This is a genomic window from Sphingopyxis sp., from assembly GCF_019459305.1.
In the GTDB taxonomy this organism is placed as follows: Bacteria; Pseudomonadota; Alphaproteobacteria; order Sphingomonadales; family Sphingomonadaceae; genus Sphingopyxis.
Genome location: NZ_JAIBES010000153.1, coordinates 24,946 through 48,139, shown reverse-complemented (window position 1 = coordinate 48,139; position 23,194 = coordinate 24,946). Strand labels below are relative to the sequence as shown.

Below are 23,194 nucleotides of genomic sequence, written 5' to 3'. Positions count from 1 at the left end.
GCGCGCAGGGTCAAGGCGCGCGCGGCGCGGATGTTGGCGAAAGTGTCGCGCGGCGCGTCATTTCGGGGCGATGTAAGGTCTTGTTGACACAGTCAGCGAATCATGTCATTTAGTCAATAACACCTGACATACGGTCAGCGTTGCCTGACAACGGGATCGACGATGAACAACCAGCTGAAGGTGCTGCGCGCGATGCGAAACTGGAGCCAGGCCGAACTGGCCGACCGGCTCGACGTGTCGCGCCAAGCGGTGAACGCGATCGAAACGGGGAAATACGACCCGTCGCTGCCGCTCGCATTCAAACTAGCGCGATTGTTCGCGATGCCGATCGAGGAGATTTTCGACGATGGCCATGAAGGACATGACGATGGACGTTGATCCCAAACCGCGCCGCGCCCCCTCGATGTGGGTGCCGGTCGCAATCGGCCTTGGCACCGCGATGCTGGCGGGCGGTTTTACTGGCTATAATCAGTCTGCTGCGGAATCGGGCGAGGCTGCGATAGCACCATGGGTAGGGCCGCTGTTCGCTGTCGCGCTCGGCGGCATTGCGCTGGCGCTCTATGTTCGCCGCCACGCTGACTCGTTCCGCAGCTGGTCGCCGCGCAAGCGGCTCTATTGGATCAGCGTCATCCTGTCGGGCGCGCTCGGTTTCGTCTCCGCGCTGGTGTTACAGACCGGACCGCAAGGCGCCGACGGCCTGTTCAGCAACAGCGCGATGACGCCGAATATTGCCATTGGCCTGTCATTGCTCTGGATCGTCGGGGTGATCGTCGCGCTGTTCCTCTATCACCGCACGATCGACGATCATGAGCGGCAGGCTTATCATCTGGGCGCGCTTGCGGGCTTTTACGCCTTTGTCATGCCCTGCCCCGCTTGGTGGGTTCTGTGGCGCGCCGATCTGGCGCCGCCGGTCGACGCGATGCAGCTGTTTGCCCTGTCGCTGATCGTCAACGGGATCGTCTATTTCTGGTTCAAGTTCCGCTGAACAGTTTCCCTCTCCCCTTCCCACTCCCCTCCGGCCATAAGCGCCATAGATAAAAGGACATTCTTCCGATGAAAAAATGGTTCAAAATCCTCGCCACCAGCTGCGCGGTCATCCCCTTTGCGCAATGCGCCGTGCTGCCCGGCAGCAATGTCGCTTCAGCCACTGAACCCGCACCGGTTGCCGCGGCCGCTGCGACGACCGACGCCGATCCGGCACTGTGGGTGGTCAAGGACGATGACACGACGATCTATCTGTTCGGTACTGTTCATGTGCTGAAACCCGGCCTCAGCTGGTTCGACGAGGCGGTGAAGACCGCGTTCGACAAATCGGACGAGATGATGCTCGAAATCGTCATGCCCGAAGATCAGGCCGCGGTGGCCAAAACGATGATGCCGCTCGCGATGGACACCACCGGCAAGACCATCCCCTCGCGCCTGACCCCTGAGCAGCTCGAGGCCTATCAGGCCGCGATGGTCAGCGTCGGGCTGCCGGCCAATGCATTCGACAGTTTCGAGCCCTGGTTTCCGGCGATGACGCTGTCGGTGCTGCCGCTGACCAAGCTGGGCTATGATCCGGAACAGGGCGCAGAGAAGCTGCTGACCAAATTCGCCAAAGCCGGTGGCAAGCCGGTCGCAGGGCTTGAGACGCTCGAAGAACAGCTCGGCTTCTTCGACCAGTTGCCCCATACGCAGCAGGTCGCCTTCCTCAATTCGGTGGTCAAGGATCTCGACAAGCTCGGCCCGACGCTCGACAAGATGGTCGGGCTGTGGGCGAAGGGCGATCCCGACGGGCTGGCCGTCGTGATGAACGACAGTCTGGCGGCGACGCCCGAACTTGCCGCCAAGCTGCTGTATGAGCGCAACGAGCGCTGGGCCGACCAGATCAAAACGCGGATGGACAAGCCGGGCACGGTGTTCATCGCGGTCGGCGCCGGGCATTTGGCGGGCGAAAAGAGCGTGCAGGATTATCTGAAGGACCGCGGCCTGACTGCGACGCGCATCGACTATTGACGACCGCGACGCATTCCGCCGGCCATTGGGGTCGCCGCTTTGCGGCGGCCCTTTTGCCGTTGTTGCTCGCGGGATGCGGCACGCCCGAACCCGCACCGCAGGCAAAGCCGGCGATGTGGCTGGTCACCGACGACGACACCAAGATTTACCTGTTCGGCACAATGCACGCGTTGCCGCCCGGAACCGATTGGGATGGCGGCGCAGTAGGGCAGGCGATCGCCGCCGCCGACGAACTGATGATGGAATTGTCACCGCAGCAAGCCGGTGCCGCAGGACGGATATTCCGGGAACTGGCGACACGCGCGGCGCCGCTACCGATCGAGGCGCGGCTGTCCGGAAACCCGTTGGCCCGCTTTCGCGCCTTCGAGGCGAGCGGTGGCAAATTGGACGCGGCCCAGCTCGACGATTGGGCAATCGTGATTCTGATCGGGCAGCGTGCCGCGCGCGATGCTGATCTGTCGCCGGCAGCAGGCGTCGAACGCGCACTGACCGATAAATTCCGCGCGGCGGGCAAACCAATCCGCGGGCTGGAATCGGCGCGAGGCCAGCTGATGCTGTTCGAAAATCTTGACGCGCGGACCCAGCGCACATTGTTGACCCGCGCCGCCGTCGGCGCGAATGACGCGGTCGATGACGTTATCAAACTGACCGCCGTGTGGAGCCGCGGCGATGTCGCGGCGATGGAAAAGATGGTCAACGAAGATGTCGACGCGGTGCCGGCCGCCCGCCTGGCGATCGTCACCGACCGCAACCGCCGCTGGGCCGCATGGGCGAAACGACGGATGGCTGAGCCCGGCACGGTGATGATGGCGGTTGGCGCGGGACATCTGCTGGGCGCCGATGGGGTACCGGCGATACTGGAAGCCGACGGCATGACGGTTACGCGCGTGCAGTGAGGGGCGGTTTCGCCACGGCTTGCCGGTCGCCGCTTTGGGGTGGGCGGCTGCCATTCCCCTCTGCCAAGCGGAGAGGGCTTCACGTCCGCAATCGGTCGCGGCCGACCGCATAACTTAAGCCGGTTTCCAGCTTTTCCGGTCTTCAGCCTGTTTCAGAACCTCGAACGCCGCCTGCCCTGCCGCGAAGCGCTTGGCGGCGGCGGCATCGCCCGGCTTGACGTCGGGGTGCGTTTCCTTGGCGAGCGCGCGCCACGCCTTTTTCGTCGTCTCGAAATCGGCGTCGGGTTCCAGATCGAGTATCTCCAGCGCACGCATTTCGTCGGCGCTGCGGCTGCCGTCGCCCGATCCGCCCCAGGCATAATGCTGCGCCTTGGCGTAAGCCCCGGCATCGCGCGTCTCGTCGGCGGCGCGCGCGGCGGCATCTTCGGCGCTCAGGCCTTCGAAATAGTCCCAGCCGCGATTATATTCGGCGGCATGGGTTTCGCAGAAATACCAGCGTTCGGGGCTGTTCGGCGATTTCGGCGCGGGGCAGTTGCCGGGATTGGTGCAGCCGTGCCGGTCGCACAGGCGAACCTTTTGCGCTTCGTTGCCCGAGCCATAGGGGCGCCAGCGGGGAAATCCCCAATCGTCGGATCTTTTGGCGCGGCTCATCACCCCCATGTAGCGAGCAAGGCCGGTTATGGCTACCCGTAGGCCGCGAAAAACCTAGACTTTGGGCTTGTAGCCAAAGGCTTTGGCAGCCAGTTTGACCACCGCCGGGTCCAGATCAGGCGGCGTCATCGGCACGATCGCCTCCAGCGCATCGGCGATATGGGTCAGCGCGGCGATGCGCGCCGCTTTCTTGTTGTTACCATCGATCACCTTCCACGGCGCCCAGCGCGTGTTCGTCTGCGCGAACATCTCGTCCATCGCGGCGAGATAGTCCTTGCGCTTGGCGCGGTTGCGATAGTCTTCGGTGCCGGTCTTCCAACGCTTCCAAGGGGTGTCGAGGCGGTCAGCAAAACGCTTGTCCTGCTCTTCCTGCGTCACGTGGACGAACAGCTTGACCAGGTTGGTGCGGCTGCCAGTCAGCTGCGCCTCGAACTCGTTGATCTCGTCATAGCCCTTGCGCCACTCGGCCTCCGTCGCAAATCCCTCGACCCGCTCGACAAGGACGCGGCCGTACCAGCTGCGGTCAAAGATCGCGATTTCGCGGTTGCCGGGCAGGCGTTTCCAGAAGCGCCACAGGAAATGGCGCGCCCTTTCCTCCTCGGTTGGCGCGCTGATCGGCCAAACGTCGAAATAGCGCGGGTCGAGCAGCGCGGTCATCCGCTTGATGATCCCGCCCTTCCCCGCTGCGTCCCAGCCCTCGAACATGAGGACGCTGCGCTGGCCATGGGTGATGTGTGCCGCCTGCACACGCTCAAGCCGCTCCTGCAGCGCTTCCATGGCGTCGTCGTAGTCGCCGTCATATTTGCTGCCGGCTTCGTGATCGAAAAGGGAAATGGTCATGACGCTATCCCTAGCCCAACCCATGCAGCCAGACCAAGCCCGAAGCAGCGCTGTCGATTTATGGCACAGCGGCGGCTGGTTTCCATTACTCGCGCCCCAGCGAGACCTTGCGCGCGACCCACGCGCCGAGCGCCCTGCGATGGCGATCGATGCGCGCCAGTGCCTGCGGTATCGCACCGCTCCGCGACCCCTGCCGCTGCGCGTTGGCGTACCAAGCGACGGCGGCATCGAGCTCGCCCTCCATTTCGGCGCAAAGTCCCATGTTGAACGCGAGCGCAGGCGTGGGTTCGGTATCACGGGACATCAGGTTCCACGCGCTACACGCGCCGAACGGATCGGTCTTGGTCTGTCGCACCGCCGCCTTGAACGCCGCCTGCACGGGCTTCGTCAGCCCCTTGGTGCTTTCGTCGACCCGAACGTCGAGCGTATAATCTCGCGGGGCAAGGTCGCTGCGGATTGCGCGCACCTGGTTGCGGAAGGTCGCGGTGAAATAATCCTCAACCGATTGCGGCGCGCTGCGGTCGGGGCAGTAGGTGACCTGATCGCGGGCGTTGAGCGGTCGGGTGTAGCGGATCGAACCGTCGTTTATGACCACCAGCCGCACCGTTGTGGCAACGGTCGCGGTGCGCCGACGGCAGCGAATGTCGACATCGATTTCCTGCAGGCACTTCTTTTTGTCGGCGGGGTCATATTCGGTGCAGCGCTGGCGCTTTTCAATCACCGGTACGTCTTCGACGCTGCTGCGTATCGTGCCGGTGACCAGCGCATCGGTCGGCGCCCCCGATTCGGGCGCCACCACATGATAGAAAGGACCGCCGCGAAAGTTCGCATCGGCGAGTTCGGCCTCGAGTGCCTGCGCGAACGCCGCGCCATCCTCCCCCTCGAACCGCTCGACCGAAATGCGGATCAAATCAATAACGTCGGCGGCGGCGGGATCGGCGGCGTTGATCGGTAATGTTTCGGCGGCCGCGGGCACCGCCAACGCCAGCAAGGAGGTGCCAAACAGCAATCGTGCGTCAATCATCATTGCCCCCATCATCCACCCCGTGGCGGGCTATCGCAGCCCGGCGGCGCTGTCAAAACAGCGCAGGCACCGGGGTCAGAATTCGGTAGCGATCAGGTCGGCGAGGCGCTGCGGCGCCTCCATCGGGATGAAATGGCTTTGATCGGCCCATTGCTCGTCGCGCACGGCGTCCAGCGCGGCGCCAAGGCCAGGCCAGGTCGGGCTGACCGAGAAATCGAGAGTGCCCGCGCGCTCGCCGGTCCTGGCGCGAATGACAGTTACCGGTACGGTGATGCACGGCAGCCAGTCGTGCGGATTGGTGCGCAGCGCGTTCTGATAGACGGACGCTTCCAGCGCGGGCGGACAGGCAAGCTCCCAGCCCTCACCATCCGGGGCAGCGAGCAGGCCGAACCGGCAATAGTCCGCGAGCGCTTCCGGCTGCCAATGCGCGTAGGGTGGACGCGAGGCAAAATGCGCGTTCATCGCCTCCCAGCCGTCCCAACGGCTGCGCCGCCGCGCCACGGGATGCTCCGCCGGATCGGGTACCGGTGCATCGGCCGCTCCGATGTAAAATTCGGGCGGCATGATTACCGGATCGATCAGAAAGATATGCGCAAAGGCATCTCGCCGCTCGGCTGCGAGCCGGGTCAGGACGTAGCCGCCCATGCTGTGACCACAGGCAATGAGCGGAGTTCCTGCGAAGCGGTCGATCAGCGGCAGCAGCGCGTCGGCAGTCGCAGCCCAGTCGGACAGCGACCCAGGTTTGGCGCTGCGACCATGGCCGAGTTGATCGGGTGCGATGACGTGGGCACCCAATGGCAATCCCGCGACGACCTGATCCCATAACCGTGCGTGAAATCCCGTCGCGTGGAGCAGCAGCAGCGAAGGCCGATCCGACGGCTCACCCCATTCGAACCAGCAAATCTCGCCCGCCGGCGTGTCCAGCCGGTGCTCGCGCGGCGCTTCGCTCACGCTCAGCCCTTTGGTCCATCCACGATGCGGATGCCGAGTTCCTTGAGCTGCTTGTCGCTGACCGGTGCCGGGGCATTCATCATCAGATCCTCGGCCTTCTGGTTCATCGGGAAGACGACGACCTCGCGGATGTTCGGCTCGTCGGCGAGCAGCATTACAATGCGATCGACGCCGGGGGCCGAACCGCCATGCGGCGGCGCGCCGAATTTGAAGGCGTTGATCATGCCGCTGAAGTTCGCGTCGACATCGGCTTGACTGTAGCCCGCGATCTCGAACGCCTTGTACATGATGTCCGGGCGATGGTTTCGGATCGCGCCCGACGACAGTTCGACACCGTTGCAGACGATGTCATATTGCCAGGCCAAGATGTCGAGCGGGTCTTTGGTTTCGAGCGCTTCGAGCTCGCCCTGCGGCATCGAGAAAGGGTTGTGGCTGAAATCGATCTTGCCGGTGTCTTCGTCGGCCTCGAACATCGGGAAGTCGACGATCCAGCACATTTCGAACTTGTTCGGATCGATCAACTCGAGCTGCTCGGCAACGCGGGTGCGCGCGAGGCCCGCGAGCTTCGCCGCCATGGCCTCCTTGCCCGCGGCAAAGAACAAGCCATCGTTGGGACCGATGCCAAGCTCGGCGGCAAGCGCGTCCATCTTCTCCGGTCCATGATTCTTGGCGATCGGGCCGCCCCACTCACCGCCCTTGCGCGTCGCATAGCCGAGGCCCGCAAAGCCTTCGCCCTGTGCCCAGCTGTTCATGTCATCGAAGAATTTGCGGCTCTTCTCGGCGGTCGCAGGCGCCGGGATCGCGCGCACGACGTCGCCCGCAGCGACAATATCGGCGAAGCGGCCGAAGCCCGAGCCGGTGAAATGCGACGACACGTCGGTAATGATCAGCGGGTTGCGCAGGTCCGGCTTGTCATTGCCATATTTCAGCATTGATTCCCGGTACGGAATGCGCGGGAACGAACCCGCCGGGGTCACCGACTTGCCGTTCGCAAACTCTTCGAACACGCCGGCGAGCACAGGTTCGATCGCGCCAAACACATCGTCCTGCGTAACAAAGCTCATTTCGAAATCGAGCTGGTAAAATTCTCCGGGCGAACGGTCGGCGCGGGCGTCTTCGTCGCGGAAGCAGGGCGCGATCTGGAAATAGCGATCGAAGCCCGCGACCATCAGCAGCTGTTTGAACATCTGCGGCGCCTGCGGCAGCGCATAGAATTTGCCGGGATGGACGCGGCTCGGCACCAGATAGTCGCGCGCGCCTTCGGGCGACGACGCGGTCAGGATCGGGGTCTGGAATTCGGTGAAGCCCTGATCGACCATGCGGCGGCGCAAGGACGCGATCACGTTCGAGCGCAGCATGATGTTGGCGTGGAGGCGTTCGCGGCGCAAGTCGAGGAAACGGTATTTCAGGCGGATATCCTCGGGATAATCCTGTTCGCCCGCGACCGGCATCGGCAGCTCGATTGCTGCCGACTGGACGACAACATCGCGCGCGCGCACTTCAATCGCGCCGGTGGGCAGGTTCGCGTTGACCGTTTCGGGCGAGCGCGCGACGACGTCGCCGGTGATCGTCACGACGCTTTCGGCGCGCAGGCCGTCGAGGATCGCGAACGCCGCATCGCTGCTGTCGGCGACGATCTGGGTCAGGCCATAATGGTCGCGCAGGTCAACGAACAACAGCCCGCCATGATCGCGCTTGCGATGCACCCAGCCCGAGACGCGGACCGACTGGCCGACCTGTTCGGCGCGAAGCTGGCCGCAATTATGGGTGCGATAGGCGTGCATGGGATCGTCTTTCAATGTTTGGGAGCGCGCGTAGAAAACACGCCAATATGGCCGCGCCTAAGGCAGCGCGGCGCGCCATTTGTCAAGGGTTGAAGGCCAGTCAGCAGGTCAGCCCCAGCCCGTCGAGTATCTCGCTGCCGAACAGCGCCCGGTGTGACGGATCAGGCAGAAGCCGGTCGCGGGCGGCGCGCCAGCGGCGGAAATCCTCGCCATAGTCGGCGGCGACGCGCGCCGCGTCGAGGCGACAGCTTTTGGCCCAATGGCGCGTGAAGGCGATCCCCTCGGCATCGAGCCGTTCGACGACGCGGGCGTAGGCATCGGCGGTGCGCGCGCTACGCGGACCGTCGAAATCGATCACCGCATTGTGCGGGAAGCGCGCTGGCGCCAGCAAACCCTCGGCGCGCGCCATGAAACGCACGGTGACCACGGTCGAGCCGCCGTGCCGCGCATAGACATCGCAGATCAGCTCGAATGCATGCGCCAGATCGGCGCGGTCAATTGTCACCGAGGCGTTGAACAGGTCGGCGAGCGGACGGTGCGTATCCAGCCCCTCCCCCCAACTGCCATACACCGGCGGCACATCGACGTCAGGGCCGCTCGCATAGCCCTGCTTCATCGCGAATTGCAGCAACGCGCCCCGCGCCCAGGGATAATCGTCGAGGAGCCGTCCGAGCAGGCTGAGCGCGTCATAGCCTGCCCCCAATTGTCCCGGTGTCGCGCGTGGATAATCGTCGCGCCACGGCTCGCGATAAAGGAACCTCAGCATCGCGGGGCGCTTGAACGGTTTATAGGGATTCACGATCATCTGAACAAAATCGGGATACCGATCGAGTGCATAGGCCGCCGAGAAGCGGCGGAAATCGCCCGCCGCCAGCCAGTCGAGCGCCGCGCGATCGACCTTGCGCAGATTCTGGATCGGACGGACGAGGAATTTTGGCACGCTATCCACGACCAGCGCCGTGATGATCCCCAGCGACCCGACCGGCAACTGCGACGCGGCGAACAGATCGTCGTCGCGCATCGGCACCGAACCCGTAGCAGCGACGAAGGCATCGTTCATCAACCCTGCCGCGGGTTCGATCCAGTGAATGCCCGCAGGCGTCACAATCTGCACCGCGCGAATATGATCCTGGATGCCGCCGCTGGCGATCATCGACCCGTGGGTGCCGGTGGCACACGCACCCGCGAAGGTCTGACCATTGCCCGCGCCGCTCGTCCACAGCGAACGCCCCTGTGCCTCCAGCTTGTCCGACACTTCGTCAACCAGCGCTCCCGCCTCGACCAGCATCAGCCCGCTGGCGTCGACACCGGGCCGGACGTCGGCGGCGTCGATGCCGAAACAGCGGTTGAAACGCCGCGTGTGGAGCAACCAGCATTGAGAGGCAATATTGATGTTTGACGGTGACCAACCCGCGCCAAGCGGCCGGACGCGGCGCTGCGCCGCCACCGCATCAACCAGCCAGTCTTGCACCGATCCGGAAGCAATCGCGATCTCGTCGCGGCCGCGCTCCGCATCGCCGCTGCGCAGCGCAAAGCGCGTCGCCGCTTCGCAAGTTCCGGTACCGTGATAATTGGTCCAGCGTCCTTCGTCGCCCAGTCGCACGATCGGCATCAGGCGTCTCCCAGCGGCAGCACGCCGGCGTGGGCGCGCCAAGCGACGGTGACCGGGCGCAGGAAGCCGAAACTCGCTATCGCCATCAACATCTGTCGCCGCGTCGCGAATATGCGTACATCGCACAGGCCCTGATCGGATTCCGGCGTCAGGAACGGCTGCACCGCCTGCACCGCAAACCCCCAGCCTTTCAGCATCACCACCATCGATTCTTCATCAAGCGGCCGCGGATTGGCGATCGAGACGAAAATATCCGCCTGCCCCGCCGCATATTGCCCGACCAGCAGCGCAAAACCCAGCGCGGCCAGCGCCCAACCGACCCACATCATGCCCCAAATCCCTTCGTTTTTCCTCTGACCGGTATTCCGGTTCCGCGACCCGAAGAGTACGGACAATTTTTCCTGCCCGTTCTTTTCAACTAGCTGTATAGGCGCGCTATGCAAGTCCATCCGTTGATCGAAACCAACGCCGCTCTCGTCGAATTCTGCGCCCTGATCGGTCGCAGCGATTTCATCGCCGTCGATACCGAATTCATGCGTGAAAACACGTTTTGGCCAGAGCTGTGCCTGATTCAGGTCGCCGACCGCGAGCATGCCGCGGCGATCGATCCGCTGGCGCCGGGCATGGACCTGAAGCCTTTGCTCGACCTGCTGGTCGACAATAAGGATATGCTGAAGGTCTTTCACGCCGGCGGGCAGGACGTCGAAATTATCTTCAACCTGACCGGCAAGACACCGCATCCGATTTTCGACACCCAGATCGGCCAGATGGCGATCGGCCAGGCCGAGCAAGTCGGTTATTCGAACCTGGTCGAGGCGTGGATCGGGCTGCAACTCGACAAGGGCGCGCGCTTTACCGACTGGAGCCGCCGCCCGCTCGACAAGCGCCAGATCGACTATGCCATCGGCGACGTCACCCATCTCGCCAAGATTTTCCCGATGATGCTCGACAAGCTGGTCAAGACCGGTCGGGGTCACTGGCTCGACGAGGAGATGGAAAAGCTGGCCGATCCGTCGAACTATAATCTAGATCCCGAAAACGCTTGGCAGCGAATCAAAATACCTTCGCGCAAGCCTGATGTGCTGGGCCGGTTGCAGGCGCTCGCTGCATGGCGTGAACGCGAGGCGCGGTCGAAGAACCTGCCGCGTGGGCGCATCGTCAAGGACGAGACGCTCGCCGACATCGCGGCGCATCCGCCGAAGGATCAGGACGGGCTAGGCCGCGTCCGCGGTCTGTCGGCCACCTGGCGCGGCAACGATATCGGTGCGCGGCTGATGGACGCGATCGCCAGCGCCAAGCCGATGGACAAGGACGACATGCCCGACCGCGCCCCGCGCGGCCCGGGGCTGGGCAAGGAAGGCGCGCTGGTTGCCGACCTGCTGAAGCTGCTGCTGAAAATCCGCGCCCGTGAACTCAACGTCGCATCGCGCCTGATCGCGCGCAGCGACGATCTGGAAGCGCTCGCGGCAGGCGGCCGTGAGGGCATCGCGATGTTGCAAGGCTGGCGTTACGACGTGTTCGGCTTTGCCGCGCTCAACCTGGTTGAAGGCCGGATGGGCTTTGCGGTCAAGCACGGCAAGCTGGTGATGAGCGAAATCGACGCCGCAACGGCAGCCGAGGCTTAACCTGACATCGCCCCGCGAAGGGTCATTCAGAGTCGCGTGCCTCTGATCGCGGCCGATCGCAGACTTCTCCTGCGTCACTGCGCAAAACGAAAGCGCCCCCCTTCGCGAGGGCGACGAGACTAAAGCAGCATCATGTCCGGCTTGGTATCCAGCGCCTGCGCCAACGACCGCAGTCGGCGCTCGACCGATTCACCCGCCAGATGGTGCCATCCCTTGTCGAGGCTGAGCCGCAGCTTCCCATCCACCAGCGCGATATGGCTGGCTTTCAGCGGCGCCTCGACCCCGCCGGTCAGCCGCTGCGCCAGCCGGATCGCGAGGCCCCATTGCCGCGCCCGCGCCAGCCGTTCGGGCGCCACCAGCGGCCCCATGTCGGGAAAATCGCTGTCGGCACCGCCGAAGCCAGCATGAAGCGCCCGCGCGAGCAGGATGCGCCCCGGAATATCGATGCCGCGCCAGTTCCCGTGCAATCCGATCTCGGTCCCGCGTTCGGCACGGAAGTCGGGGTTGGCAGACCAGGCGACATCGCTGAGCAGGCTGGCGGCGAGCCGGACGCGGCTGTCGGCGGGTGCCTCGCCGGTGAACAGCGGCGCAATCCATTCGGTGATCGCGCGGCCATGCGGGGCAAAGCGTGCGAGCCGGCGCCCCTCAAACTCCGCGGCGACGATCAGCGGATCCTGCGCGCGCGTTTCAGCGTCGAGCGCCTGATAGAGCAGCCCTTCGCGCAGGCCCGACGATGACACCGTCATTTCGGGGACATCGAGGATATTGACCAACGCCGCGAGCAGCGCCGCCGCGTCGGGCAAGGCAGCGGCACGGTTCGATGCCATGCCGGGGATCGAGCGCAACTCTTCGAACGTCAGCCGATTGGTAGCGCGAACGAGGCGCCGTAGGGCAGCCCGCGGCAGGCTGTGCTGGTCGAGCACCGCGAGCGGATCCTGCGTCAATTCAAGGTCGAGACGCGATAGCGCGCGCCACGATCCGCCGACCAGATAGAGCGGCAGGCCGGTCATGCCGTTTGGCCAACCTGCCGTCCGGAGCATCTTGCGGACCGCGCGCTCGAACGTCTGTTGCCCATCCTTACGCAGCGCGGGCAGCCTCAACACCCCGAGCGGGAAGGACGCGCGGCGTCCGACCTGACCATTGGCCACCTCGGCCAGTTCAAGGCTGCCACCGCCGAGGTCGACCGCGATGCCATGCGCGTCGGGGATCGCCGACAACACGCCGTATCCCGCGGCTTCGGCTTCTTCCTCGCCCGACAACAGGCGAATTTTGAGCCCCGCCTCGGCCGCAGCGGCAATGAATTCGGGACCGTTTTTGGCGTCACGCACGGCCGCGGTCGCGACACATTGCAGGTTCTTGACCTCCATATGTTTGGCGAGCAGCGCGTAGCGGCGCAGCGCGGTAAGGCCGCGCTTGGCATCCTCGTCGGCGATGCGGCCATCGATTGCGAGGCCGCGGCCCAGCCCGGCTGCGACCTTTTCGTTAAAGATCACCGCGGGCGCGCGCGCCGGTCCTTCATAAACGACGAGGCGAACCGAGTTTGATCCGATGTCGATGACTGCGGAGCGGTGAACCGCCTGTTTTGAGGTTCGCGACAGTCCCAAAGTTTCAATCATCGCGCATGTTGAAGGCGAGTGTCGGGACGTCCTGGCGCTTGTGCAGCGCCGTCCCGCGGCCCGACAACGACGGGTTGTTCATGAAATAATGATGGAGGTTGAATGGCTTATCGCCCGGGCTTGTGCGGACATAGGTGCCGTCGGATTGCAGCACCCAGCTTTGTTCATTGTCGATCAGGTTTGCGACCAGCACCTGGTCCAGAATCTGGTCATGCACCGTCGGATTTTCGATCGGGATCATATATTCGACGCGGCGGTCGAAGTTGCGGGGCATCCAGTCGGCGCTGCTGATGTACAGCTTTGCACGCTGATGCGGCAGCGACGCGCCGTTGGCAAATGCCCAGACGCGGCTGTGCTCGAGGAAACGCCCGACCACCGATTTGACGCGGATCGTTTCCGACAGGCCGGGGACGTCGGGGCGGAGGCAGCAGATGCCGCGGACGATCAGCTCGATCGGCACGCCAGCGATGCTTGCTTCGTACAATTTGTCGATGATGTCGGGATCGACGAGGCTGTTCATCTTGGCCCACACACCCGACGGCTGCCCCGTTTTTGCCGCCGCGATTTCGGCATCAATCAGGTCGCTCAGATGCGCGCGCATGTTGAGCGGCGACATGGTGATCATGTCGAGCCGTTCGGGTTCGACATAGCCGGTGATATAGTTGAACAGCTGCGCCGCATCGCGCCCGGCGCGGGGATCGGCGGTAAAGAAACTGAGATCGGTATAGATGCGCGCGGTGACCGGATGGTAATTGCCCGTTCCGAAGTGGCAATAGGTGCGATACCCCTGCCCTTCGCGGCGCACGACCATCGAAATCTTGGCGTGCGTTTTCCACTCGATGAAGCCGTAAACGACCTGCACCCCGGCGCGTTCGAGCTGGTTCGCCCACAGCAGATTCTGCTCTTCATCGAAGCGTGCCTTGAGTTCGACCACCGCGGTCACCGACTTGCCTGCCTCGGCCGCTTCGATCAGCGCGCGGATCACCGGCGACTGGTCGCCGGCGCGATACAGCGTCTGCTTGATTGCTACCACATCGGGATCGGCCGCCGCCTGCCGCAGGAAAGCGAGGACGACCTCGAAGCTTTCATAGGGGTGGTGGACCAGAATGTCCTTGCTGCGGATCGCGGCAAAACAATCGCCGCCATGTTCGCGGATGCGTTCGGGGAAGCGCGCCGAATAGGCCGGGAATTTCAGGTCGGGGCGATCGACATCGACCAGCGCCGACAGGGCTGCGAGCCCGACGAAGCCGCCAATCTTGGCAACGATCGCTTCATGCCCCTGAATATCGGCGTTGAGCACTTCGGCAATCTCGCCGGGCATATCGGCTTCGAGTTCGAGCAGGATGACGCGGCCGCGGCGGCGGCGGCGGATCGCGGTGCGGAACAGGCGCACCAGATCTTCGGCTTCTTCCTCGAGCTCGATATCGCTGTCACGGATGATGCGGAACACCCCGAGCGAGCGGATCGTGAAACCGGGGAACAGCAGGTCGCCGAAAATCTCGATCAGATATTCGATCGGCACAAAGGCCTGCGCCTGCCCGGGCACGGCCACGAAGCGCGGCAGCGCCGCGGGGATCAGGACCAGTTCGCGCACCGTCTCGCCCGTCGCCTTGCGCTGCAGGTCGAAGATGATCCCCAGCCCGCGATTAGGGATGAAGGGAAAGGGGTGCGCCGGGTCGAGCACCTGCGGGGTCAGGATCGGGAAAATCTGGTCGATGAAATACTGGCGCAGCGCGGCGCGCAGCGGTTCGCGGTCGGACCCAGTGCCGTGGACGACGATGCCCTGTTCGCCAAGCAGCTTGTGGAGCCGCTGCCATTCGCTCTGCTGCTGATCGACCAGCCGGTTCACCTCGGCCTCGATTTCGGCGAGCTGCTGGCTGGGCGAGCGGCCGTCGGCGGAGGGATCGTCGATTCCCTGCAGCTGCTGGCCCTTCAGCCCCGCAACGCGAACCATGAAGAATTCGTCGAGGTTGCTACCCGAAATCGACAGGAAACGGAGGCGTTCGAGCAAAGGATGCGCGGGGTTGCGCGCCTCCTCCATCACCCGGCGGTTGAATGCCAACCAGCTGAGCTCGCGGTTGAAAAAGCGTTCGGGTCCGAACGTCGAAAGCCCCGTGTTGGCGTCATTGTCGGCGCGAAGGGGCTGTCCGGAGAGCGTCATGCATCATGGTCCTGTCGTTCGAGCAGATCGGGATCGATTAGCCCCTGTGACAGTAATGTTTCACGCGTAAGACGAATCCCGACCCGCCGCCCCTGTTCGAGCGACGCGGCGTCGAGCGCCGCGACGACGCGGTGGATCATCGCATAGCTGCGCTCCATCCGCGGCACGATATAAGCAGCCACCTCGGGTGCCAGCGCGATCCCGCGCTGCGCGAACAGCGCCTCGATCAGATCGCGGGCGAGGCAATCATCGGGTTCGGCGATCGTCAGCACCGGCACAGCGCGAAGTCGCGAAGCGAGATCGGGCAGCACAATGCCCCATTCGGAGGGCGGCGCGTCGGCGATGATCAGCAGCGGTACGTTCGACGATTGCGCGGCGTTCCAGGCATGGAAAATCTCTTCCTCGGACACGCTATCTTGTCCGTCGATGACGCGGCCGCCGGTTTCGGCGGCGAACAGCCGTCCGATCAGGCTGCGTCCCGACCCGCGTGGACCGGTGAGCACCGCCGTCCGCACCGGCCAGGTCGCGACATGACGCAGATAGCGGATCGTATCGGCATTGCTGGTCCCGACCACCAGCGGAGCGTCATTGCTGCCCCCGGCGCTCCAGTCGAGCGGCAGCGCAATCTGGCTGGTAGGTCGTGCCATCAGCGGCTGATCCGCAGCGTGCTGCCGCCTTCCTGCACCTTGTACCCCCGCGCCGCGAGCGCCGCGCTGAGCGCTGCGATGTCGCCGCGGAAGGTCACGCGCATCACCGATGTGCCGCCAAGCGCCAGGCTGGTGGTCGATGCCGACTCAACCCCCGCGACCCCGCCCACGGCACGTTCGGTCGCCGTGACCGATTCGACATCGGGCGAGCTGTATTGGACGGTGAAGCTCTGCACCCCCGCGGGCGCGGTGGTCGGCACGCTGCTGTCGGTTTCGCTGGGCAGCGCGTCCTCGTCGGTGGTCGCGGCTTCCTCGGGCAGGTCTTCGCGCTCGACGGGCTTTTCGAGGACAAGATAGGTATCGGTTTTCAGCACGCCCGCCGCCAGCGCATCGATATAGATGCGGTCCATGCGCGCGACGGCCTTTTCCATCATGTCGGGCAGCGCCGCGGGACTGGGACCGGTCATCGTGAAGCTGGAAATCAGCTTGCTGTCGGGGCCGAAGCGCGCGGTAAAATGGCCTTTGATCGGACCACCGGGCCAGGAATATTCGACGCGCGCGATTGGGGTGAGCACGTCGGCGGCGCCATATTGATCGAGGATGACGCGCCACCAGATGCGCCCGCGCCGCCCGGTTTGCCCCACGTTGAGCAGCAGCGTGTCGGCGCCGGTGCCTGCGGTGCGGACGTAATCGATCGCGCTTTGCCCGGTGTTATATTCCGCCCAGGCGCGTTGCCACGCGCTGCGCTGTTCGAACACCTGCGGGATGCCGTCGATCGAATAGACGGGGATGACGAGCAAGGGCGGCGAGCGGAGCGTCCGGCCGCTGACACCCAATATCTGTCCGGCGCGAACACGGTCGAACTGAACGCCGAGCCGCGCGACATAGCGGCGCGGGCCGATCTGTTCTTCCTCGACGATGATCGCGGTGACGATGCCGTCGAGCACCGAATCGCCAAGCGCGGGGCCGTCGCTGCCGTTCAATTTGCGGTAGAGCTGGGTCCAGCCCTTGCGCTGCGCCTCGCGCCAGCCCTTGCTCCGCGCGTCGTCGGCATTATCGCCCGTGACGTCGACCAGGATGCCGCTGGCCAGGAAATCGCCGCTGCTGTTGATCGGGGTGATGCCGCGATTGCCGCGGCTGATCTGCCCCTCGACAACCCCAACGAGCAGGATCGCGAAGAACAAGCCGAACAGCGCGAGCCAGCGACCGTCGCGCGGCAACGCGACGATTTTGAACCGGTGGACGAACGGAAGGGGAGCGGTGGAATTCATCTCTTCTCTATGCTCTGCCCAAAAGCGCACGCGCGGACAAGGAAATCTGTTGGATCCCGACAAGGAAATCTGTCGGACCCCGACAAGGAAATCATGGCATTTGTCGGCTGGAACCGTTAGTCGCGCGTGCCATGGATTCCAAGCACAACCAGCCCGCCGCTTACACTTATGCCCAGTCGGGCGTGTCGATCGACGCCGGCAATGCGCTGGTCCGTGCCATCGCCCCGCTGGCGCGAGCGACACGGCGCCCCGGCGCCGACGCTGACCTCGGCGGTTTCGGCGGCTTTTTCGATCTGAAGGCGGCGGGGTTCAATGATCCCCTGCTCGTCGCGGCGAACGATGGGGTCGGCACCAAGCTGAAACTTGCGATCGAATCGGGGCGCCATGACGGCGTCGGCATCGATCTGGTCGCGATGTGCGTCAACGACCTGATTGTGCAAGGCGCCGAGCCGCTGTTCTTCCTCGACTATTACGCCACCGCCAAGCTCGACAACGACGTCGCGACGCAAGTGGTAGCGAGCATCGCCGAAGGCTGCAAGCAGGCCGGCTGCGCGCTGATCGGCGGCGAGACCGCCGAGATGCCGGGGATGTATTCGGACGGCGATTATGATCTCGCGGGCTTCTGCGTCGGCGCGGTCGAACGCGACCAGGTCCTGACCGCTGACAAGGTTGCGGATGGCGACGTCATCCTTGGCCTAGCCTCTTCCGGGGTGCATTCGAATGGCTTCTCGCTCGTGCGGCGGCTGGCCGCCGACAAGGGGTGGAAACTCGACCGACCGGCACTGTTCGACCAGAATGTCCTGCTGATTGACGCGCTGATGGCGCCGACGCGCATTTATGTGAAGAGCCTGTTGCCGCTGGTGAAAACCGGCAAGATTCACGCGCTGGCGCACATCACGGGCGGCGGGCTGCTGGAAAATATCCCGCGCATCCTGCCCAAGACCTTACATGCATTTGTTGATGCTGACGGGTGGGAGCAGCCGCGGTTGATGGCGTTCTTGCAGGCGCAGGGTAATATCGAGCCCGAGGAAATGGCGCGGACGTTCAATTGCGGGATCGGGATGGCCGTTGTCGTGGCCGAGGATGATGTCGCTGATGTGACCGCGGCGCTCGAAGCGGCGGGTGAGACGGTGTTTCGCATCGGGCATATCGCCGAGGGCGCCAAGGGCTGCACCGTGACGGGCAGCATCGAGACGTGGAGCGCGATGGGCGCGTGGAGCGCGACGCATAATGGCTGACGCCATTAAGTCCCCCTCCCGCTTGCGGGAGGGGTTTGGCGAGAGCCTGTGTCAGGGCACTCCTTTTGAACACGCCCTCCCCCGACCCCTCCCACAAGCGGGAGGGGAGACATGAAAGCGAAGGTCGCCGTCCTGATCTCCGGTGCCGGAACCAATATGGCGGCGCTGCTGTACGCCGCGAAAGCCGCCGATTGCCCCTATGAGATCGTTCTGGTCGCGAGCAACAATCCCGAGGCGCCAGGGCTGAAGCTCGCCGCCGCCGAAGGCATCGCGACGTGGAGCGCCTCGCACAAAGGCATGAGCCGCGACGCGTTCGATGCGCTGGTTGATGCTACGCTGCGCGACGCCAAAGCCGATTTCGTCGCGCTTGCGGGCTATATGCGGATCCTGAGCGACGATTTCGTTGCGCGCTGGACGGGCAAGATGCTGAACATCCACCCCAGCTTGCTGCCGCTCTACAAGGGGCTCGACACCCACCAGCGGGCGATCGACGCGGGCGACAAATTTGGCGGGTGCAGCGTCCATATCGTCACCCCCGGCGTCGATGACGGCCCGGTGCTGGCGCAGACGCCGGTCGCGATCCTGCCCGGCGACACGACCCTCACGCTGAGCGGGCGGGTGCGGATTGCCGAGCATCAGCTGTATCCGCCGACGCTTGCAGCTTTTGTCACCCGCGAGCGGTCGCCGGATTACCTGATCGGCCGTGTCCGCGAACTCGCGATGGCGTTGCCCGAAGCCGACGAAGTGACCTCGCACGGCATGCCGTGCTTCGGCATCGTGAAGGGCAAGAAATTCGCCTATTTCACCGAGGACCATCATGGCGACGGCAAGATCGCGCTGCTGGTCAAGATCAGCGGCGCCGATGAGCAGGCGGCGCTGATCGAGATGGACGAAGACCGCTACTACCGCCCCGCCTATTTCGGCGACGGTTGGGTCGGCATCCGGCTCGACCTGGGCGATACCGACTGGGACGCGATTGGTGAATGGCTGCGCAAGAGCTGGCTCGCGGTGGCGCCGAAGAAGCTGGCAGCCCTGATGGGGGTTGCCGAAGAGTTTTAAGGGGAGACAAATGGACCAGTGGCTGGCGTGGGCGGGCACCGCTCTATCGGTTTTCATCACCGCGGCGGGCTTTTACATGGGGTGGCGGCGTTTTCAGTCGGACAGCCTGCGTAGCCGCGATGTCGCCGCCTGGGCCGACAAGGCGATCGCGGTGCTGCTGACCGTCGAGCTGTGCGCCAGGGCGGACTCGCCGATCGCCACGGACGAAAAACGCAAGCGGCTGAACGATGCCTATTTCACGCTGAGCGCCTTGACCGAACAAGGACGATTGTTTTTCGTCAATATCGGCATGCGCGACGGAACCCGCGCCGACGGCACTTATGCGGGCAGGCGGCCGAAGCTGCTCGACCCGCTGGTGATCGCGCACAAGGCGGCGGCACGGTTGCTGCTCCGACCAGAGGAGGCGGCGGCGCCACTCCATGCGGTGCTGGTCAGCCAGCGCAAATCCTTCGTCGCGCATGTCCAGTCGGAGATCGGCCGCCGTCAGTCGGTCGCAAAGGATTCGCGCAAGGGCGGCGAAACATCCGATCTCGACGCGCTCATCGCCGCGGCGGCATGAAAAAGGCCGCCGGATTGCTCCGGCGGCCTTTTGATATCGTCGCCCCCGCAGAGGCGAGGGCCGCTGGCCATTCAAACCAGCGGCGATGCGCACAACGATGGCGCCCCCCGCCTGCGCGGGGGCGAGGATCAATTTTTAGCCGACGATTTCTTCGGGCTTGAAGAAATAGGCGATTTCGATTGCGGCATTTTCATCGCTATCCGAACCGTGAACCGTGTTCGCTTCGATGCTTTCGGCCAGTTCCTTGCGGATCGTGCCGGGGGCGGCGTCCTTGGGGTTGGTGGCGCCCATGATGTCGCGGTTCGCCTGCATGGCGTTTTCGCCTTCCAGCACCTGGACGACGACGGGGCCACTGATCATGAAATCAACGAGTTCGCCGAAGAAGGGGCGTTCCTTGTGGACCGCGTAGAAGCCTTCGGCCTGTTCGCGGCTCATATGAATGCGCTTCGACGCGACGACGCGCAGGCCGGCGTCTTCCAGCATCTTGGTGACGGCGCCGGTGATGTTGCGGCGCGTGGCGTCGGGCTTGATGATCGAAAAAGTGCGAGTGACCGCCATGGGGGAAGCTCCTGCTTTGTTATGGTTTGCAATGCGCGCGCCTCTAGCCGCGCTTTTGCTGCACTGCAAGGCGGGAGCGTAGACTGGCGGTGCGGCCGGTCAGCTGCCGCTGCCGTAAGTGATCGTACCGATGACCTGCGCGCCCTGTTGCGTCGCGGTAATCTGGACGCCCGTTTTGGTATCGCCGGGTTTTTCGGCGCCGATGATCGCGCTGTCGCCGGTCTTGATCTCGCTCGTCACCTTCATGCCCGCCGCCTCGGCCTGTTTGCGGAAATGGGCAATGACGTCAGCGGCCTTGGCGTTCACTTCAAAACTCGCCATGCCGCCGGTGCCGTCGGTACCGCTGGCAGCGAACCCGCCGGTCAGCTTCGACCCGGGATAGGCGGTAAAACCCGCAGGGAGCTTGGCATTCGCGGCGCCGCCGCCGAACTGCATTTCGCCGTCTTCGGTTTTGATGCTGACATTGCTCATCTCGCCGTCGTCGCTGGCGGTAACTTTATAGTCCGCAGTCTTGCCGGTTTCGGGGTCGGTATAGGTACCACTGGCCACTTCGGATTCCGATTTGGAACCGCAGGCGGAAAGGAGCAGCGCGCTGGCTGACAAAGCGATAAGGGAAATTCTGGTCATGATCATCTCCTGTTGCTGCTCATCCTGATCAGTGCCACAGCCCGACCTGTGCCGCGGTGACGGTCGTCACACTCACGGCCCCTCCGACCAGCGGCCGCGGTCATCTTGTTTCCAGAAATGGGTTTCGACGTCTTCGGCGGCGCTCAGCTTGCGCCAGGTCGCGCGGGCGTCGTCGATACGGCTGTTGTCGAACAGCAGGAAGATGCGGTCGAACCCCAAAGCTTCATCGCGCCATTCGCCATCGGCGAGCGCGACCAGTCGGGCGCGGTTGGGGGGTGCAACGTCGAGCGTGCCAGAAATCAGGATCGGTTCGATCTCTTCGTCGGGCGAGCCCGCGGCTCCGTGCGGCAGGAAGCTGGCGGGGGTCAGCGTCCACAGCGCCTCGTCGATCGCCTGCCGCTGCATCGCCGGGGCGGCGACGATCAGCAGGCGGTCGCCCGCGCCCAATATGCGCGTCGCGATCGCGGGGAGCACCCGTTCGACGGGATCGCGGGTCAGCCGGTAAAAGTCGACGCGCGCCATGCTCCCCTGCCCTTAACCCTCGTGGTTTTCGGCGATGTAGCGGTCGAGCAGGCGCACGCCATAGCCTGTCGCGCCCTTTGCCCACACCGGGCCGCCCTTGGCGGCCCACGCCACGCCCGCGATGTCGAGATGCGCCCAGGCGACGCCGTCGTCGACATAGCGTTTCAGGAACTGCGCCGCGGTGATCGAGCCGCCTTCGCGCGGGCCGATATTCTTCATGTCGGCGATCGGGCTGTCGATCAGCTTGTCGTAAGCCGCCGACAGCGGGAAACGCCACAGCTTGTTGTTGCTGGTTTCGCCCGCTGCGATCAGTTGGGCCGCGAGGTTTTCGTCATTGGCGAAAATGCCGGCATATTCATGGCCGAGCGAGATCACCATCGCGCCGGTCAGGGTCGCCAGATCGACGATGACTTTCGGCGAATATGTTTTCTGCGCCCAGGTGATCGCGTCGCACAGCACCAGCCGTCCCTCGGCATCGGTGTTGAGCACTTCGACCGTCTGGCCCGACATGGTGGTGACGATGTCGCCGGGGCGCATCGCATTGCCGTCGGGCATATTTTCGACGAGGCCGACGACGCCGACCACGTTCGCCTTCGCCTTGCGCCCGGCGATCGCCTTCATCGCGCCCGCGACGGCGCCCGCACCGCCCATGTCCCATTTCATCATGTCCATGCCCGCGGCAGGCTTGATGCTGATACCGCCGGTGTCGAAGGTGACGCCCTTGCCGATGAACACCACCGGCTTGTCGCCGTCCTTGCCGCCGTTCCAGCGCATCGCGAGCAGGCGCGGCGGGCGGGTCGAGCCCTGCGCGACGCCGAGTAGCGCGCCCATGCCAAGCGCCTTCATCTGCCTTTCGTCGAGCACTTCGATTTCGACGCCGAGGTCAGCGAGATGCTGGCAGCGTTCGACGAAGCTTTCGGGATAGAGGATGTTCGGCGGCTCCGCGACGAGGGTCTGGGTCAGCGCGACGCCGTCAGCGATCGCTTCATTCACGGCCCAGCGCGCCAACAGGTCGCGGTGCGGCGACGCGATGGTCAGCGTCTTGAGCGTCGGTTTGGCATTATCGGCAAGCTTGGTGCGATAGGTATCGATGCGCCAGTTGCGCAGTTTCGCGCCCATTGCAAAGGCCAGCACATCCTCTTCATCGACCGCGCCTGCGCTGGCGAAATCGACATGCACCGCGGTGGCGCCGCTTGTTTGCAGCCGCCCGGTCAGCGCACCGCCGGCGCGCTCGAGGTCATGCAGCGTGCCTTCGCCGATTCCGACGAGCAGCAGGCGCAGGACGCGCCCGCCGTCGACCGCTGTGGTTTCGGCGATACCGCCTGCCGCACCCTCAAAGCGTGCCTGCGCCGCGGCGCCGTTCAGCAGTGCGCCATGCGGCTCACCCAGCGCCTGGACAAAGGCGTTCAGCTCGCCCTTGCGGACCGGAAACGCGACGACGTCGGCAGACGCATCGATTTGCGCGACAAAGTGAATGTCCATTCGGTAACTCTCTCATGCGATGATTGATTGCAGCGTGCGGGACCGATAGGGGTTTCGCTTGCGAGTTGCAAAAACA

The 23,194-nt window shown here is 64.4% G+C and carries 23 protein-coding genes; 8 read left to right on the top strand and 15 right to left on the bottom strand.

The window, feature by feature from the left end:
- The first annotated feature begins 162 nt into the window (after positions 1 to 162).
- The 4 genes from K0M74_RS19360 to K0M74_RS19345 all read left to right on the top strand — a co-directional run bounded on the left by K0M74_RS19360 (position 163) and on the right by K0M74_RS19345 (position 2,891).
- Positions 163 to 378 (top strand): helix-turn-helix transcriptional regulator, encoded by a 216-nt coding sequence (locus tag K0M74_RS19360; protein ID WP_293976132.1) that lies wholly within the window; start codon positions 163 to 165, stop codon positions 376 to 378.
- Complete coding sequence (locus K0M74_RS19355) at positions 347 to 985, top strand: hypothetical protein (protein ID WP_293976130.1); 639 nt, start codon at positions 347 to 349, stop codon at positions 983 to 985. The genes K0M74_RS19360 and K0M74_RS19355 overlap by 32 nt, the downstream gene beginning before the upstream one ends.
- Positions 986 to 1,053: 68 nt before the next feature.
- Positions 1,054 to 1,995 (top strand): TraB/GumN family protein, encoded by a 942-nt coding sequence (locus K0M74_RS19350; protein WP_293976128.1) that lies wholly within the window; start codon positions 1,054 to 1,056, stop codon positions 1,993 to 1,995.
- Between the two features lie 53 nt (positions 1,996 to 2,048).
- On the top strand, positions 2,049 to 2,891 hold the full coding sequence (locus tag K0M74_RS19345; RefSeq protein ID WP_293976126.1) for a TraB/GumN family protein: 843 nt from the start codon (positions 2,049 to 2,051) through the stop codon (positions 2,889 to 2,891).
- Positions 2,892 to 3,005: 114 nt separating this feature from the next.
- Here K0M74_RS19345 and K0M74_RS19340 read toward each other — a convergent pair whose 3' ends face one another.
- The 7 genes from K0M74_RS19340 to K0M74_RS19310 form a co-directional block, all read right to left on the bottom strand.
- Positions 3,006 to 3,542: a DnaJ domain-containing protein gene (locus tag K0M74_RS19340; protein ID WP_293976124.1), complete on the bottom strand. Its 537-nt coding sequence runs from the start codon at positions 3,540 to 3,542 to the stop codon at positions 3,006 to 3,008.
- Between the two features lie 54 nt (positions 3,543 to 3,596).
- A complete protein-coding gene (locus K0M74_RS19335; RefSeq protein ID WP_293976122.1) occupies positions 3,597 to 4,382 on the bottom strand; it encodes a polyphosphate kinase in 786 nt (261 codons plus the stop codon).
- An 85-nt stretch (positions 4,383 to 4,467) separates the two neighbouring features.
- Positions 4,468 to 5,409: a hypothetical protein gene (locus K0M74_RS19330; protein WP_293976120.1), complete on the bottom strand. Its 942-nt coding sequence runs from the start codon at positions 5,407 to 5,409 to the stop codon at positions 4,468 to 4,470.
- A gap of 72 nt (positions 5,410 to 5,481) precedes the next feature.
- Positions 5,482 to 6,357 (bottom strand): alpha/beta hydrolase, encoded by an 876-nt coding sequence (locus K0M74_RS19325; RefSeq protein ID WP_293976118.1) that lies wholly within the window; start codon positions 6,355 to 6,357, stop codon positions 5,482 to 5,484.
- Between the two features lie 2 nt (positions 6,358 to 6,359).
- Entirely contained in the window at positions 6,360 to 8,141 is a 1,782-nt protein-coding gene (aspS, locus tag K0M74_RS19320; protein ID WP_293976172.1) for an aspartate--tRNA ligase, read from the bottom strand.
- A 100-nt stretch (positions 8,142 to 8,241) separates the two neighbouring features.
- Positions 8,242 to 9,753 carry an FAD-binding protein gene (locus tag K0M74_RS19315; protein WP_293976116.1) on the bottom strand — a complete coding sequence of 504 codons (1,512 nt, stop codon included), beginning with the start codon at positions 9,751 to 9,753 and terminating at the stop codon, positions 8,242 to 8,244.
- Positions 9,753 to 10,346: a hypothetical protein gene (locus tag K0M74_RS19310; protein WP_293976180.1), complete on the bottom strand. Its 594-nt coding sequence runs from the start codon at positions 10,344 to 10,346 to the stop codon at positions 9,753 to 9,755. Before K0M74_RS19310 ends, K0M74_RS19315 begins: the two co-directional genes overlap by 1 nt.
- Here K0M74_RS19310 and rnd point away from each other — a divergent pair.
- A complete protein-coding gene (rnd, locus tag K0M74_RS19305) occupies positions 10,245 to 11,378 on the top strand; it encodes a ribonuclease D (RefSeq protein ID WP_293976170.1) in 1,134 nt (377 codons plus the stop codon). The two genes, K0M74_RS19310 and rnd, sit on opposite strands and share 102 nt — an antisense overlap.
- A gap of 119 nt (positions 11,379 to 11,497) precedes the next feature.
- Here the strand turns inward: rnd and K0M74_RS19300 are convergent, their stop codons facing one another.
- Genes K0M74_RS19300 through K0M74_RS19285 form a run of 4 tightly spaced genes read right to left on the bottom strand, consistent with a single transcriptional unit; the run spans position 11,498 to position 17,073 of the window.
- Entirely contained in the window at positions 11,498 to 12,994 is a 1,497-nt protein-coding gene (locus tag K0M74_RS19300; RefSeq protein ID WP_293976114.1) for a Ppx/GppA family phosphatase, read from the bottom strand.
- Positions 12,987 to 15,155, bottom strand: coding sequence for an RNA degradosome polyphosphate kinase (locus K0M74_RS19295; RefSeq protein WP_293976112.1), 2,169 nt, complete (start codon positions 15,153 to 15,155; stop codon positions 12,987 to 12,989). The genes K0M74_RS19300 and K0M74_RS19295 overlap by 8 nt, the downstream gene beginning before the upstream one ends.
- Positions 15,152 to 15,802 (bottom strand): DnaA/Hda family protein, encoded by a 651-nt coding sequence (locus K0M74_RS19290; protein ID WP_293976110.1) that lies wholly within the window; start codon positions 15,800 to 15,802, stop codon positions 15,152 to 15,154. The genes K0M74_RS19295 and K0M74_RS19290 overlap by 4 nt, the downstream gene beginning before the upstream one ends.
- Positions 15,802 to 17,073, bottom strand: coding sequence for a heavy-metal-associated domain-containing protein (locus K0M74_RS19285; RefSeq protein ID WP_293976108.1), 1,272 nt, complete (start codon positions 17,071 to 17,073; stop codon positions 15,802 to 15,804). Before K0M74_RS19285 ends, K0M74_RS19290 begins: the two co-directional genes overlap by 1 nt.
- A 131-nt stretch (positions 17,074 to 17,204) precedes the next feature.
- Between K0M74_RS19285 and purM the strand changes: the two genes are divergently transcribed.
- The 3 genes from purM to K0M74_RS19270 all read left to right on the top strand — a co-directional run bounded on the left by purM (position 17,205) and on the right by K0M74_RS19270 (position 19,929).
- Complete coding sequence (purM, locus tag K0M74_RS19280) at positions 17,205 to 18,311, top strand: phosphoribosylformylglycinamidine cyclo-ligase (protein ID WP_293976106.1); 1,107 nt, start codon at positions 17,205 to 17,207, stop codon at positions 18,309 to 18,311.
- A 111-nt stretch (positions 18,312 to 18,422) separates the two neighbouring features.
- Positions 18,423 to 19,370 (top strand): phosphoribosylglycinamide formyltransferase, encoded by a 948-nt coding sequence (gene purN, locus K0M74_RS19275; RefSeq protein WP_293976104.1) that lies wholly within the window; start codon positions 18,423 to 18,425, stop codon positions 19,368 to 19,370.
- Positions 19,371 to 19,380: 10 nt separating this feature from the next.
- A complete protein-coding gene (locus K0M74_RS19270; protein WP_293976102.1) occupies positions 19,381 to 19,929 on the top strand; it encodes a hypothetical protein in 549 nt (182 codons plus the stop codon).
- Between the two features lie 135 nt (positions 19,930 to 20,064).
- Here the strand turns inward: K0M74_RS19270 and ndk are convergent, their stop codons facing one another.
- The 4 genes from ndk to K0M74_RS19250 all read right to left on the bottom strand — a co-directional run bounded on the left by ndk (position 20,065) and on the right by K0M74_RS19250 (position 23,118).
- Positions 20,065 to 20,487, bottom strand: a complete 423-nt coding sequence (gene ndk / locus K0M74_RS19265; protein ID WP_037518700.1) for a nucleoside-diphosphate kinase — start codon at positions 20,485 to 20,487, stop codon at positions 20,065 to 20,067.
- A 99-nt stretch (positions 20,488 to 20,586) separates the two neighbouring features.
- A complete protein-coding gene (locus K0M74_RS19260) occupies positions 20,587 to 21,114 on the bottom strand; it encodes a hypothetical protein (RefSeq protein WP_293976095.1) in 528 nt (175 codons plus the stop codon).
- Between the two features lie 72 nt (positions 21,115 to 21,186).
- A complete protein-coding gene (locus tag K0M74_RS19255) occupies positions 21,187 to 21,636 on the bottom strand; it encodes a DNA polymerase III subunit chi (protein ID WP_293976093.1) in 450 nt (149 codons plus the stop codon).
- A gap of 12 nt (positions 21,637 to 21,648) precedes the next feature.
- Complete coding sequence (locus K0M74_RS19250) at positions 21,649 to 23,118, bottom strand: leucyl aminopeptidase (protein WP_293976091.1); 1,470 nt, start codon at positions 23,116 to 23,118, stop codon at positions 21,649 to 21,651.
- Positions 23,119 to 23,194: the final 76 nt, after the last annotated feature.